The sequence below is a fragment of the Pelomonas sp. Root1217 genome (assembly GCF_001425705.1).
Classification (GTDB): Bacteria; Pseudomonadota; Gammaproteobacteria; order Burkholderiales; family Burkholderiaceae_C; genus Pelomonas.
The window spans coordinates 664,582-678,202 of sequence record NZ_LMDC01000001.1; the positions used below are offsets into that span (position 1 = coordinate 664,582).

The following is a 13,621-nucleotide window of genomic DNA, read 5'->3' on the forward strand; positions in this document are numbered from 1 at the left end:
CGGCGCGGATTCTCGCGGCTCGCGTGGGAACGTCGCAGCAGGTGGTGCGTGGCCGACAGCGCCGGGCCAGCTCAGGCAGCGACTTCGGCCGTCGGCGCGCGCAGCGTGACGCCGCCGGTGGCCCGCGCCTTGGCTGGCCCGCCGCCCATGGGCTTCACATAGCGCCCGTGCAGGTCGTCGATCTGTTCAGCCAGGCTTGAAGCGCCTTCGATCTTCTCGGCATGGCGCTTCAGCACGAGGCCGGCCATGTCGATGAGCTTGGCGTTGCGCGTGGCCTCGCCCTGCTGGATCAATAGCTCGACGGCCACTTTGGCGCTGCCACGCAGCGAGTGGCGCATGGCCGTCTCGGCGACATTGAAGATCTGCTGGTGACAATCGCGGAACTGCTCGGCTGCGCCCTGGTGGCCTTCGGACATGGACACGAGGATCTCGGTGCTGGCCTTGGCCGAGCAGTAGCGTGTGCCCAGGCCGCGCAGGATGGGCATCATCTCTTCAAGCTCGACCTCCTGGCTGGACAGGCGTATCCACAGCGCCGTCAGCAGCGAGGCCGCTTCGAGATCGAAGTTGCCGCTCTGGGCATGCTCGGTGAACTCGCGTGCCATGACCAGGGCCTGGCCGACGCGGCGTTCCAGCAGGAAGGCCAGGCCGCGCAGGACCAGGTCGAAGCGCTGCAGCCGGATGGAGCCCGGCGCGCGTTCCAGCGCGGCGGCCAGCGCGTCATGGGTGTACTTGAAGCCCTTGTGGTCCTTCGCGTCAAAGCGCATCAGCCCGATCAGCACGAGGCTGAGCATGTCAAAGAGCTTGGAGCGCAGGCCCTGGGACATGGCGCGCTCCAGCATCTTCAGCGCCTCGGCGCGCTGGCCGGCGTAAAAACCCAATGAGCCGCAGCGCTGCAGGCGCAACAGGCAGCCCGGCGTCAGGGTTGCGGCGGTCTGGTAGGTCTTGAGGGCCTGGGCGAGGTCGCCCTGTTCCATTTGCACATGGCCCATCAGGTCATGCGAGTCAGCGTAATCGGGCAGGTCGCCGGTGAGGTTTTCCAGCGTGCGGCGCGCGGCCTGCAGATTACCGCTGGCCACCTCGGTGCGCGCCACACCCAGCCGCGCCCAAGGCACGGTCTTGGCGGCGATGATGGCCTCGTACAGCGTGCGCGCGTCGTCGAAGCGCTTCAGGCGCAGCAGCAGCTCGGCGCCGATGCGCGCGGCATAGAGCCAGTACCTGTCCTTGGCCTCGAAGCGCGCCAGGCAAAGATTGGCGGCGGTCTCGAAGTCCTGGTTCTCGATGGCCTCGAAGATGCCCTTGAGCACTCGCTTGCGGTGGCGCGCGCTGGCCAGGCGCTCGGCGAGGTTGGCGCTGGTATAGGGCTTGATCAGATAGGCGTCGAGCGCGGCTTCGGCGGCCTCGGCCACCTTGGCGTAGGTGGCCTCGCTCGTCACCATGACGAAGACGGTGGAATAGGGCAGCAGGCCTTCACGGCGGAGTTCGTCGAGCAGGTCCTGGCCGGAGGTGTCGCTGCTGTCGAAGTGGTAGTCGCACAGTACGATGTCAAACGTCTGATGCTCCAGCATCACACGCGCATCCTTCACGCGCGGCGTCTGGCGCACGGTGCCGACACCCAGGTCGCGCAACTGCGCCGACATCAGGCTGCGTGAGTTGGCATTGCTGTCGATGATCAACGCTGATGCCGTCTGGATGGTCTCGTCCATCAGGAACATGCGGCCTCCCTCCCCGGCGCTGGGCCGTGGCTTTTGATCGGGAGACGCGCAGAAAAAGTCACTTATGAGTCATTGAGGTGACAGTCGACGGACTTTAGGGTTTATGAGTCAAGTCGGGAGATCTCGTTTACTCGCCCTTTTGGTGCGCGGTGTGATTTACGACGCAGGCGGACCGCGCACGACACGCCGGCCTGAGGCATGAAAAAGCCGCGGCTCCTTGCGGATGCCGCGGCTCTGACGGGTTTGGAACTCGCTTACTTGAACAGATCCTTGACCCGATCCGTCCAGCTCTTGGCGTTGGGCGAGTGGCGCTCGCCGCCCTTCTTCAGCGACTCATCGAGCTCCTTGAGCAGCTTCTTCTGATGCTCGGTCAGCTTGACCGGCGTCTCGATGGCGATGTGGCAGTACAGGTCGCCCGGATAGCTCGAACGCACGCCCTTGATGCCCTTGCCGCGCAGGCGGAAGGTCTTGCCGTGCTGGGTGCCTTCGGGCAGTTCGATCTCTGCCTTGCCGCCCAGCGTGGGGACTTCGATGTTGCCGCCCAGGGCCGCGGTGACCATGGATACCGGCATCGTGCAATGCAGGTCGTCGCCATCGCGCTCGAAGATCTCATGCTGCTTGATGCGGATCTCGATGTAGAGATCCCCGCTCGGGCCGCCGTTCACGCCGGGCTCGCCATTGCCCGCCGAGCGGATGCGCATGCCCTCGTTGATGCCGGCCGGGATCTTGACCTCCAGCGTCTTCTGCTTCTTGACCTTGCCCTGGCCGTTGCAGGTCGTGCAGGGGTCGGGAATGATCTTGCCGCTGCCGTGGCAGTGTGGGCAGGTCTGCTGGATGCTGAAGAAGCCCTGGCGCATATGCACCGTGCCCGAGCCCTGACATGACCCGCAGGTCTTGGCGCTGGTGCCAGGCTTGGCGCCGGTGCCGCCACAGGTCTCGCAACCCTCCCAACTGGGAATGCGGATCTGCGTCTCCTTGCCGCGGGCGGCTTCCTCGAGCGTGATCTCCATCGCGTAGCTGAGGTCGCTGCCGCGGTAGACCTGCTGGCCGCCGCCCGCGCCACGGCGCGGGCCGCCCTGGCCGCCGAAGATGTCGCCAAAGATGTCGCCGAAGGCCTCGGCAAAGCCGCCAAAACCTTCCGCGCCCGGGCCGCCACGGCCGGCGCCCATGTTGGGGTCGACGCCGGCATGGCCGTACTGGTCATAGGCCGCGCGCTTTTGCGCGTCGGACAGCATCTCGTAGGCCTCCTTGGCCTCCTTGAACTGCTCCTCGGCCTTCTTCGCCCCGTCGCCCTGGTTGCGGTCGGGGTGATGCTTCATGGCCAGCTTGCGGTAGGCCTTCTTGATGTCCTCTTCGGTCGCGTTCTTGGCGACGCCGAGGATTTCGTAGTAATCGCGCTTGGACGCCATCGTCTTCTTTCAAGGGCAAAGGCCCGGGCACGCTTGTCGCGGTCCCGGGCCAGGGGTCATGCGGGACTTACTTGCTGTCCTTGACTTCCTTGAACTCGGCATCCACGACGTTGTCGTCAGCCGGACGCTTGGCCTCGCCTTGCGGCGCGGCTTGCGGTTGCTCGCTGGCACCGGCCGCCGCCGCGGCTGCGGCCTGCGCACCTTGCTGGTCGGCGTAGATCTTCTCGCCCAGCTTCTGGCTGGCCGTCATCAGCTTCTCGGTCTTGGCCTCGATGTCGGCCTGGTCATCGCCCTTGATGGCTTCTTCCAGGTCCTTGGCCGCAGCCTCGATCGCTTCCTTCTCGGCCGCCTCGAGCTTGTCGCCATGCTCGCTCAGCGACTTGCGCACACTGTGGACCATGCCGTCGGCCTGGTTGCGCGCCTGCACGAGTTCGACCTTCTTCTTGTCCTCGGCCGCATTGGCCTCGGCGTCCTTCACCATCTTCTCGATCTCGGCTTCGGAGAGGCCCGAGTTCGCCTTGATGGTGATCTTGTTTTCCTTGCCGGTGCCCTTGTCCTTGGCGCCGACGTGCAGGATGCCGTTGGCGTCGATGTCGAAGCTGACCTCGATCTGCGGCGTGCCGCGCGGTGCCGGCGGGATGCCTTCAAGGTTGAACTCGCCCAGCGACTTGTTGGCCTGGGCCAGCTCGCGCTCGCCCTGGTAGACCTTGATCGTCACGGCCGGCTGGTTGTCGTCGGCGGTGGAGAAGGTCTGGCTGAACTTGGTCGGGATGGTCGTGTTCTTCTTGATCATCTTCGTCATCACGCCGCCCAGGGTCTCGATGCCCAGGGAGAGCGGGGTGACGTCCAGCAGCAGCACGTCCTTGCGCTCGCCGCCCAGGACCTGGCCCTGGATGGCGGCACCGACGGCGACGGCTTCGTCCGGGTTCACGTCACGGCGCGGTTCCTTGCCGAAGAACTCCTTGACCTTGTCCTGCACCTTGGGCATGCGGGTCATGCCGCCGACCAGGATGACGTCGTCGATGTCGCTCAGCGCCACACCGGCGTCCTTCACCGCGGTGCGGCAAGGCGCAATCGTGCGCTCGATCAGCTCGTCCACCAGCGACTCCAGCTTGGCGCGGGTCAGCTTGACGTTCAGGTGCTTGGGGCCGGTCGCATCTGCCGTGATGTAGGGCAGGTTGACGTCGGTCTGCGACGAGTTGGACAGCTCGATCTTGGCCTTCTCGGCGGCTTCCTTCAGGCGCTGCAGGGCCAGCACGTCCTTGGTCAGGTCGACGCCCTGGTCCTTTTTGAACTCGGCAATGATGTAGTCGATGATGCGCTGGTCGAAGTCCTCGCCGCCCAGGAAGGTGTCGCCGTTGGTCGACAGCACTTCGAACTGCATTTCGCCGTCGACGTCGGCGATCTCGATGATGGAGACGTCGAAGGTGCCGCCGCCGAGGTCATAGACAGCGATCTTGCGGTCGCCCTTGCCGTGCTTGTCCAGGCCGAAGGCCAGGGCCGCAGCGGTGGGCTCGTTGATGATGCGCTTGACGTCCAGGCCGGCGATGCGGCCGGCGTCCTTGGTGGCCTGGCGCTGGGCGTCGTTGAAGTAGGCCGGGACCGTGATGACGGCCTCGGTCACTTCCTCGCCGAGGTAGTCCTCGGCGGTCTTCTTCATCTTGCGCAGCACTTCTGCCGAGACCTGGGGCGGCGCGAACTTCTTGCCGCGCACTTCCACCCAGGCGTCGCCGTTGTCGGCGGCGGCGATGGTGTAGGGCATCAGGTCGATGTCCTTCTGCACTTCCTTCTCGGCAAACTTGCGGCCGATCAGGCGCTTGACGGCGTACAGCGTGTTCTTCGGGTTGGTGACCGACTGGCGCTTGGCGGAGGCGCCGACGAGGATCTCGCCGTCTTCCTGGTAGGCAATGATGGACGGCGTGGTGCGGGCGCCTTCGGCGTTCTCGATGACGCGCGTGGTGTTGCCTTCCATGACGGCCACGCACGAATTCGTGGTGCCCAGGTCAATGCCGATGATCTTTCCCATTTGGAACTCCTGAAGATTTGTTGATGTTTTCGATTTGTGGATAACTTGCCGTCCTTCAAGGGGCGGCAGGCTGTGAATTACTTCGGCGCGGAAACCGTCACGAGCGCGGGACGCAGCACGCGGTCGGCGATCAGGAAGCCCTTTTGCAGCACGGTGACCACCGTGTTGGACTCCTGGCCAGGCGCCGGCACCACCGAGATGGCCTGGTGCTGGTGGGGGTCGAACTTGGCGCCCTGGCCCGGGTTGATCTCGACGACCTTGTTGCGCTCCAGTGCGCTGGACAGCTGGCGTCGCGTCGCGTGTACGCCTTCGAGCACGGTTTCGACGCTGGCGCTGGGCGTGGCAATGGCCGCTTCTAGGCTGTCCATCACTGGCAACATGGCCTCGGCAAAGGCCTCGACGGCGAACTTGCGGGCCTTGGCCACGTCTTCATCCGCGCGGCGGCGGGCGTTTTCCGTCTCGGCCTTGGCGCGCAGGTAGGCGTCGCTCATCTCGGCCAGGCGGCCTTCCAACTCGGCGATCTTGATTTCGGGGTTCAGCTCGGCGGCCGTGGGCTCGGCGGCGCCGGCTGCGTCTTCGGGCAAAGGGTTTTCGGTCGTCATGGCAGAAAAGGAAGCAGTCGCGTCGACATGGGGCGCGATGCCCTGGTTTCAAGAGGGGAGATTCAAAACGGATTATCCGGGTCAACCCGGATCTTCCTCATCCAGCGAGACGGACCATCGGTCCCAGTCTGCCAAGCGGCGCCGATCCTGCTTTGTCGGACGACCTTGCATGATCGTGTCGGCCGGTTCCGGCGCCAGGCGGCGCGCCTCGGCCGCAGCCTCCCTGGCCGTGACGCTGGCCTGGGTTTCGGCGTAGAGGGCTTGGGCCTGCGGCGCCGGGCCGCGCTGGTTGGACAAGCCCTTCACCTCGACCTCGCGGCTCAGCGTGCCGATGCGGATGCTGAGCAGGTCGCCGACCTTCACGTCGCGCGCCGGCTTGACCGGCTGGCCGCCCACGCGCACGCGGCCGAGGTTGATCTCGTCAACGGCCAGGGCGCGGGTCTTGTAGAAACGCGCGGCCCAGAGCCATTTGTCCAGGCGCATCGAAGTCGGGGAATCGGGCACGGGCGAAAAAGGTCCTCAGGTTTAGGGATGATTGTCGCCAAGCCCGCCGGTAGCGTTGCGCAGCCCGATAGGGGCGCTGCTTGGGGGAGGTTCGCAATGAAAAAGCGTGCGTGGGTGGGCCGTGCAACGGCGGTGGCGGCGATGCTGGCCTGCGGGGCGGCGACGGCGGATGTGATCGTGACGGGGGCCTACAGCGTCTACCCGACTTTCACGGCGCCCGGACCGGGCGATACCAACCTGGGCGGCAACACGTTGGGGCTGGGTGGCAACGGCACGGCACAGCTGCTCGTCAATGGTGGCTCGCGCCTGATTGCAGCCTCGGTGCGCTTCGCCGACGGCGGCACGGGCATCGCGACGGGCCTGGTCACTGGCGCCGGCTCGCTGCTGACGATCAATGGCAACGGCAGCACCAACCGGCTGGAGCTCGGCGCCTGGGGCCAGGGGTCGCTGACCATCGCCGACGGCGCCACGCTGGACGCGCGCGCCGACAGCGCCCAATGCCTGCTGGGCCCGCAGTGGTGCCACAACTTCATCGGCAATGCCGCCGGCAGCGACGCGACGCTGACCGTCACCGGCGCCGGCTCCAGCGCGAGCTTCCTGCGCGCCTTCGTCGTCGGCGGGCTGGCAGTGTTCCGCCCGCCGATCGAAACCTTCACCTTCGGCACGCCGGGTGGCATCACGCGCGGACGCGTCGAGGTGCTGGCGGGCGGCCTGCTGACGACCGACGGCGGCTCGATCGGCGTCGCGCCGGGCGGCTCCAGCCCGCTGGGGAGCGAGCGCAGCTTTGCCTCGGTCGTCGTCGACGGCGTCGGCTCGATATGGCGAGTGACCGGCCCGACGCTGGGCAACGGGTCTGCCTTCATCAACCTCGCCGAGCACGCCAATGCCTGGGGCACGCTGGACGTGACCGGCGGCGGGCAGGTGCAGATCCAGGGCCGTGCCGGCATCTACAACGGCATCAACGTGGGCTCGACCGGCGGGCGGGGCGACATGCGCGTGGCCGGCGCCGGCTCGGCCGTCGTCTATAGCGGTGACGCTGGCTATCTGCAGGTGGGGCGCAACAACGCCACCGGCCTGCTGCAGTTGCAGGACGGCGGCCAGGTGAGCGGCCTGTTCTACGTGGCCATCGGCCGGGACGGCGGGCATGGCGAGCTGCAGGTAGACGGCGCGGGCTCGCAGCTGCGCATCGACGGCCTGGGCTCGGCCGCCGCCAACGGCGTCCTGACCGGCCCGGTGCTGGATGTCGGACGCAATGGCACGGGGCGGGTCACGGTCAGCAACGGCGGCCGCATCGATCTCGTCGCCACCACGGCCCAGCCCTCGGGCACGGCGCTCAACCTCGGTCGTGAGGCGGCTTCGTCCGGCACGCTGAACATCAGCGGCGCCGGCTCCGTCGTCTCCATCTCGGCCGCTTCGGTGCTGCCGGGGGGAGGCGCCGGCGAGGCCTTCAATCCCATCATGCGCGTGGGCCGCGACGGCTCAGGCTTCCTGAACATCAGCGCGGGCGGCCAGCTGATCCTGGACGGCCAGGCGGTGTCCACCGCGACCAACTCGCGCAGCACCAGCCTCTACATAGGCGGCACCAGCGACACCCAGCCCGGTGGGCGTGGCGTGGCCGTGGTGACCGGCGCGGGCTCCGAAATACGCCTGATCGGTACCGACAGCTATATCGGCGTCGGCCACGGTCCTCAGAGCTTCGGCCAGCTGACGGTGGCGGACAACGCGCTGGTCAGCGCCATCGGCATGAACGTGGGCCGCTCCGGCGGCGTGGGCGTGCTCAGCGTGGACCATGCTTCCTTGAGCTTCAGCGGCCAGCAGAGCGGCAGCACCTTGTCGGGCGCTTTCCTGTCCATCGGCCGCTCTGATGGCACGGGCGTGGCGACGATCACCAACGGCAGCCATGTGACGCTGGTCAACGCGGGCAGCGCGGGGGCGTCGCTCAACCTCGGCGGCACCAGCGTGGGCCCGGGCGGCGACGGCACTCTGACGCTGTCGGGCGCTTCCAGCATCAGCATCCAGGCCGCACCGGGCCAGGGCGCGATGACCATCGGGCGCGAAGGCACCGGGCTGATGCGCGTCAAGGGCGGCAGCAGCGTGGACGTGGCCGGGGGCGGCATCTTCGTCGGCCGCCTCGGCGGGTCGGACGGCACGCTGCTGATCAGCGAGGGCTCCAGCGTCAGCGCTAACTGGATCGGCGTCGGCCGCAACCGGACCGCTGGCGGCTCGATGGATGGCGGCACGGGCACGCTGGTGGTCAACAACAGCACGCTGACCGCGAACACCATCGTCATCGGCACCAACGGCTTCCTCGGCGGCAACGGCACCATCGTCGGCGCGGTGACCAACTACGGCATCTTCAGCCCGGGCAACTCGCCTGGCCAGATGCGCATCGACGGCAGTTTCACGGCCGCGGCCGGCAGCCGCCTCATCATGGAGGTGCAGGCTGATGGCAGTGGTGGCTGGCGCACCGACAGCGTCGTGTTCGGCAACGGCACGGCCCTCGACCTGAGCCATCTGAGCGTGGAGTTCCGCTTCCTGGGCAATACCGATCCGAATGCCTTCCAGGCCAGCGGCGGCTTCAACGTCGACACCTTCTTCCAGACCTCGGGCGGCCAGGGGCTGGACCATCAGGCCTTCGCCGGGGCGAGCTTCAGTGCCCGGGCCGATGGCTACCAGTTCGCCAGCTTCAGCTTCAGCGCCAATGGCGGGGCGGTGTTCACGGCGGCCGCCGTGCCCGAGCCGGGCGCCGGCGTGATGGCGCTGGCCGGGCTGGCAGTGCTGGCCGGCGTGGTTCGGCGGCGCCGCCGCTAGTTCTTGGCGCCTGCCGCCAGCGCGCGCTGGCGCTGCAGGGCCAGGGTGTCGGGATGCGGGGCTTCACCGGCCCAGCCCTGCAGGTGGCGCTCGGCCAGCTTGGCCAGGGCGCGGATGCCGGCCGGGTGGTCGTTCAGGCAGGGGATGTAGGCAAAGCGTTGGCCGCCAGCAGCCAGGAAGGCGGTGCGCGCCTCCTGGGCAATCTCTTCCAGCGTCTCCAGGCAGTCCACCGCAAAGCCGGGGCAGATGACGTCGACGGTCTTCAGCCCGCCCTTGGCCAGCTTGACCAGCGTGGGCTCGGTATAGGGCGCCAGCCACTTGGCCTTGCCGAAGCGGCTCTGGAAGGTCACGAGCCATTCACCGTCTCGCAGCCCGAGCGCCTCGGCCAACAGGCGGCCAGTCTTCAGGCATTCGCAGTGATAGGGGTCGCCCAGGTGCAGGGTGCGCTCAGGCATGCCGTGAAAGCTCATGACCAGCTTGGCGCCGCGCCCCTCGCGCTGCCAGTGCTCGCGCACGGTCTGGGCCAGCGCGCCGATGTAAGCCGGCTCGTCGTGATAGCGGTTGATGAAGCGCAGCTCGGGCAGGTGGCGGGTCTGCAGCGCCCAGCGGGCCACATCGTCGATGACGCTGGCGGTCGTCGCGCCCGAATATTGCGGGTAGGCCGGCAGCACGAGCACGCGTCGCACCCCGTCGCGCTTGAGCGCATCCAGCGTCGCGGCAATGGCAGGCTGGCCGTAGCGCATCGCCATGGCCACGCGCACACCCAGACGCCCCTGCAGCAGCTTGGCCTGCTTCTCGGTCCAGACCTTGAGCGGCGAGCCTTCGGGCGTCCAGACCGTCGCGTACTTGGCTGCAGACTTGGCCGGCCGCACGCGCAGGATGATGCCGTGCAGGATGGTCAGCCAGATCAACCTGGGGATCTCGACGACGCGCGGGTCGGCAAGGAACTGGGCCAGGTAGCGGCGCAAAGCGGGGGCATCGGGTGCGTCTGGGGTACCGAGATTGCAGAGCAGCACGGCGACGTCGGGACCAGCAGGTACGGCGCCGTGGCGCTGCGGCGGTTCGGGCAGGAAAGGCATCGGTCAGCGGCGAGAACGCGGGCCGCCGAAAGGCTGGGGCTCGGTGTCGTAGAAGTGCAGCACCTCGAAGCGCACGATGGGCGACTGCTCGTCCGTGGGCATGCCGCCCAGGCCAATGACGCCGCTGCCGTGCAGCGTGCAGCTGCCGCGCTTGAGGCTGAGCAGCTCGCCCGAATCACCGAAGCGCACATAGGTGCCGTTATAGGACAGGTCGGTCAGCTCAAAGCTGCTGCCCTGCCAGTCGATGCGGGCATGCGAGCGCGACACGCGGGCGTCGGTGATGCAGTAGGTGGCCTGCACGCTGCGGCCCAGCACGATGGGCATGGCGCCAATGTCGAAGACGCGGTCCAGGTCCTGCCAGATCAGGCGCATGCCGTCGGGATCCGTCGAGCGCATGGGCTCGCCGAACTGAGTGGCGGTGTCGTCGGCGCTGACCAAGGGCGCCGCGTCCATGCGGTAGACGTGTACGGGCTCGACGCGGCCGCGCACCGAGATGCGGTCCAGGCTGCGAAAGCGCCCCTTGGACGCATGGTGCAGGCCCGTCAGCACTTCGGCGGTAATGAGGATCTCGCCGTCGCCGGCATGGTCAATGAGCCGGGCAGCAACATTGACGGCGTCGCCGAAGCAGTCGCCATTGAGCTCGACGACCTCGCCGCGCGCCAGCGCCACTTGCAGCCGCATGGCCAGCATGGCCGGGTTGCTCTGGCGGCGCGCGCGTTGCACGGTGCGTTCGAGCATCTCCTGCATGCGCTGGGCGGCACGCACGCCATCGCGCGGCGTATCGAAGGCGGCCATCAGGCCGTCGCCCAGGGTCTTGACGAGCTGGCCGCCGCTTTCCAGCACGGCTTCGCTGATCTGGCCGACGGTCTGGGTGACCATGCCACTGGCTTCGGCATTCCCGAGGGCCTCGTACAGCCCGGTGCTGCCGCGCAGGTCGGCAAAAAGGACGGTGCGCTCGCGGATCGCGGTCATGTGAGCAGTTTATGGCGTAAGAAAGGCCGGGCTGAGCCGGCCTTGAGGTGTCGCGCGCAGCTTGTGCCCTGCCTCGCTTCGCGAGTCAAGGCGCAAGTCGCGTTGCCGCTGCGCGGCAGTTCGCTGGCGCGAACCACGTCTATGGCCAACCTTTACAGGTTGTCCAGATACGTGCGCAACTTGTCCGACCGGCTCGGGTGCTTCAGCTTGCGGATCGCCTTGGCCTCGATCTGGCGGATGCGCTCGCGGGTCACGTCGAACTGCTTGCCGACTTCTTCCAGTGTGTGGTCGCTCTGCATCTCGATGCCGAAGCGCATGCGCAGCACCTTGGCTTCGCGTGGCGTCAGCGAGTCGAGGATGTCCTTCACCACGTCGCGCAGGCCCGCCTGCATGGCCGCCTCGATGGGCGCCGTGTTGTTGGTGTCCTCGATGAAGTCGCCCAGGTGGCTGTCGTCGTCGTCGCCGATCGGCGTTTCCATGGAGATCGGCTCCTTGGCGATCTTCATGATCTTGCGGATCTTGTCTTCCGGGATCTCCATCTTCTCGGCCAGCGTCGGGGCGTCCGGCTCGTAGCCGAACTCCTGCAAATGCTGGCGCGAGATGCGGTTCATCTTGTTGATCGTCTCGATCATGTGAACCGGGATACGGATGGTGCGGGCCTGGTCGGCAATGCTCCTCGTGATGGCCTGGCGGATCCACCACGTCGCGTAGGTCGAGAACTTGTAGCCGCGGCGGTATTCGAACTTGTCCACCGCCTTCATCAGGCCGATATTGCCTTCCTGGATCAGGTCCAGGAACTGCAGGCCGCGGTTGGTGTACTTCTTGGCGATGGAGATCACGAGGCGCAGGTTGGCCTCGATCATTTCCTTCTTCGCGTCACGAGAGGCCTTCTCGCCCTCGTTCATCTTCTTGTTGATGTCCTTGAGGTCGTCCAGCGGCACCACGGCCTTGGCCTGGATGTCGGTCAGCTTCTGCTGCAGTTCCTGCACTGGCGGCAGGTTGCGCGCCAGAATGACGCTGTACGGCTTGCCCAGCGCGACTTCCTTCTCGGCCCACTTCAGGTTCAGCGCGTTGGGCGGGAAGGTCTTGATGAAGTGCTCCTGCGGCATGCCGCACTTGTCCACCACGATCTTGCGCAGCTCGCGTTCATAGCGGCGCACATCGTCGACCTGGCTGCGCAGGATGTCGCACAGCTTCTCGATCGTCTTGACCGTGAAGCGGATGGTCATCAGCTCCTGGCTGATGGCCTGCTGAGCCTTGTTGTACGGGGCCGACTTGTAGCCGTCTTTCTCGAACGCCTTGCGCATCTTGTCAAAGGCAGCGGACATCGAGTCGAGCTTGACCAGCGCGGCGTTCTTCAGCTCTTCGAGCTTCTTGGTCAGCGCCTTGGAGCCGCCGTTGCCGTCGTCGTCGTCTTCTTCGTCGAACTCGTCGAAGTCTTCCTCGGCCACGTAGTCGTCGGCCTCGTCTTCGGCCACGAAGCCATCGACGACGTCGGAGATCTGCATCTCGCCGGCGCGGATCTTGGTAGCGAACTCGAGGATGTGGGCGATGGTGGTCGGCGAGGCCGAGATCGCCAGCATCATGGCCTGCAGGCCGCCTTCGATGCGCTTGGCGATCTCGATTTCGCCTTCACGGGTCAGCAGTTCGACCGTGCCCATCTCGCGCATATACATGCGCACCGGGTCGGTCGTGCGGCCGAACTCGGAGTCCACCGTCGACAGCGCAGCTTCGGCGGCTTCTTCGGCCTCTTCTTCGGTCGACGTGGCCGTGGTGTTGCCCTGGATCAGCAGCGTGGCGGCGTCGGGCGCCTGCTCGTAGACCGCGATTCCCATGTCGTTGAGCATGGAGATGATGGCCTCGAGGATTTCCTCGCTGACCAGCTTCTCGGGCAAGTGGTCGTTGATTTCCTGGTGAGTCAGGAAACCACGCGTCTTGCCCATCTTGATGAGGGTCTTCAGCTCGGAGCGGCGCTTGACGGCTTCTTCTTCCGTCAGCGCGGTCTCTTCCAGGCCGAATTCGCGCATCAGCGCGCGCTCCTTGGCGCGGCTGACCTTCATGCGCAGCGGCTTGGCCTTGACGGTTTCCTCTTCGACCGCGACCGTCTCTTCGGCTTCCGGCTCTTCGCCCTCGATCTCGGCATCGATGTCGGAGAAGTCCTCTTCTTCCTCGGCTTCCTTCTTGCCGCCGGCCTTCTTGGTCTCGGTGGCCGCCTTGGGCTTGCGGCCGCGCTTGGGCTTGTCTTCCTCCGCCACGGCGGCCTTGGCCGTCTTCGCGGCAGGCTTCGCGGTCTTGGCGGTCGCCTCGGCAGCGGCCTTCACGGCCGTCTTCTTCTTGAGTTCTTCGGCAGGAGCGGGGCTGGCCTTGGGCGCGGTCTTCTTGGCGGTCATGCAGGTCCTTCGTGTTTGCGCGGTCAATTCAGAAATGCGGCAGCCACCGCGGCCAACCCGGGCTCGGCGTCAGGCCGGCGGGGCAGGGGGCGGTGGCTTTCGTCGTCAAGGTATCG

At 66.7% G+C, this 13,621-nt stretch carries 9 protein-coding genes; 1 reads left to right on the forward strand and 8 read right to left on the reverse strand.

Annotated features, from left to right (window positions below):
• Nucleotides 1-71 precede the first annotated feature (71 nt).
• From ASC95_RS03115 to ASC95_RS03135, 5 genes are all read right to left on the reverse strand, one after another.
• Nucleotides 72-1,712, reverse strand: a complete 1,641-nt coding sequence (locus ASC95_RS03115) for a response regulator (RefSeq protein ID WP_082567440.1) — start codon at nt 1,710-1,712, stop codon at nt 72-74.
• Nucleotides 1,713-1,966: 254 nt separating this feature from the next.
• Complete coding sequence (gene dnaJ, locus ASC95_RS03120) at nt 1,967-3,121, reverse strand: molecular chaperone DnaJ (protein WP_057296300.1); 1,155 nt, start codon at nt 3,119-3,121, stop codon at nt 1,967-1,969.
• A 67-nt stretch (nt 3,122-3,188) separates the two neighbouring features.
• On the reverse strand, nt 3,189-5,147 hold the full coding sequence (gene dnaK, locus ASC95_RS03125) for a molecular chaperone DnaK (RefSeq protein ID WP_057296301.1): 1,959 nt from the start codon (nt 5,145-5,147) through the stop codon (nt 3,189-3,191).
• Between the two features lie 77 nt (nt 5,148-5,224).
• Nucleotides 5,225-5,749, reverse strand: a complete 525-nt coding sequence (gene grpE / locus ASC95_RS03130; protein WP_057296302.1) for a nucleotide exchange factor GrpE — start codon at nt 5,747-5,749, stop codon at nt 5,225-5,227.
• 81 nt (nt 5,750-5,830) lie between these two features.
• Nucleotides 5,831-6,232: an RNA-binding S4 domain-containing protein gene (locus ASC95_RS03135; protein WP_057296303.1), complete on the reverse strand. Its 402-nt coding sequence runs from the start codon at nt 6,230-6,232 to the stop codon at nt 5,831-5,833.
• A gap of 117 nt (nt 6,233-6,349) precedes the next feature.
• Here ASC95_RS03135 and ASC95_RS03140 point away from each other — a divergent pair, with 117 nt between their 5' ends.
• A complete protein-coding gene (locus ASC95_RS03140; protein WP_157255927.1) occupies nt 6,350-9,064 on the forward strand; it encodes a PEP-CTERM sorting domain-containing protein in 2,715 nt (904 codons plus the stop codon).
• On the opposite strand, the gene hemH is transcribed toward ASC95_RS03140, so the two are convergent.
• The 3 genes from hemH to rpoD all read right to left on the reverse strand — a co-directional run bounded on the left by hemH (nt 9,061) and on the right by rpoD (nt 13,505).
• Nucleotides 9,061-10,143 carry a ferrochelatase gene (gene hemH, locus ASC95_RS03145; protein WP_057296305.1) on the reverse strand — a complete coding sequence of 361 codons (1,083 nt, stop codon included), beginning with the start codon at nt 10,141-10,143 and terminating at the stop codon, nt 9,061-9,063. The two genes, ASC95_RS03140 and hemH, sit on opposite strands and share 4 nt — an antisense overlap.
• Nucleotides 10,144-10,146: 3 nt before the next feature.
• Entirely contained in the window at nt 10,147-11,115 is a 969-nt protein-coding gene (locus ASC95_RS03150; protein WP_057296306.1) for an adenylate/guanylate cyclase domain-containing protein, read from the reverse strand.
• 152 nt (nt 11,116-11,267) lie between these two features.
• Entirely contained in the window at nt 11,268-13,505 is a 2,238-nt protein-coding gene (rpoD, locus tag ASC95_RS03155; RefSeq protein ID WP_057296307.1) for an RNA polymerase sigma factor RpoD, read from the reverse strand.
• Nucleotides 13,506-13,621: the final 116 nt, after the last annotated feature.

Bases quoted from the DNA above. Each gene is read 5' to 3' on its own strand.
- ASC95_RS03115 (WP_082567440.1), bottom strand. From the start codon at position 1,712: ATGTTCCTGATGGACGAGACCATCCAGACGGCATCAGCGTTGATCATC.
- dnaJ (WP_057296300.1), bottom strand. From the start codon at position 3,121: ATGGCGTCCAAGCGCGATTACTACGAAATCCTCGGCGTCGCCAAGAAC.
- dnaK (WP_057296301.1), bottom strand. From the start codon at position 5,147: ATGGGAAAGATCATCGGCATTGACCTGGGCACCACGAATTCGTGCGTG.
- grpE (WP_057296302.1), bottom strand. From the start codon at position 5,749: ATGACGACCGAAAACCCTTTGCCCGAAGACGCAGCCGGCGCCGCCGAG.
- ASC95_RS03135 (WP_057296303.1), bottom strand. From the start codon at position 6,232: ATGCGCCTGGACAAATGGCTCTGGGCCGCGCGTTTCTACAAGACCCGC.
- ASC95_RS03140 (WP_157255927.1), top strand. From the start codon at position 6,350: ATGAAAAAGCGTGCGTGGGTGGGCCGTGCAACGGCGGTGGCGGCGATG.
- hemH (WP_057296305.1), bottom strand. From the start codon at position 10,143: ATGCCTTTCCTGCCCGAACCGCCGCAGCGCCACGGCGCCGTACCTGCT.
- ASC95_RS03150 (WP_057296306.1), bottom strand. From the start codon at position 11,115: ATGACCGCGATCCGCGAGCGCACCGTCCTTTTTGCCGACCTGCGCGGC.
- rpoD (WP_057296307.1), bottom strand. From the start codon at position 13,505: ATGACCGCCAAGAAGACCGCGCCCAAGGCCAGCCCCGCTCCTGCCGAA.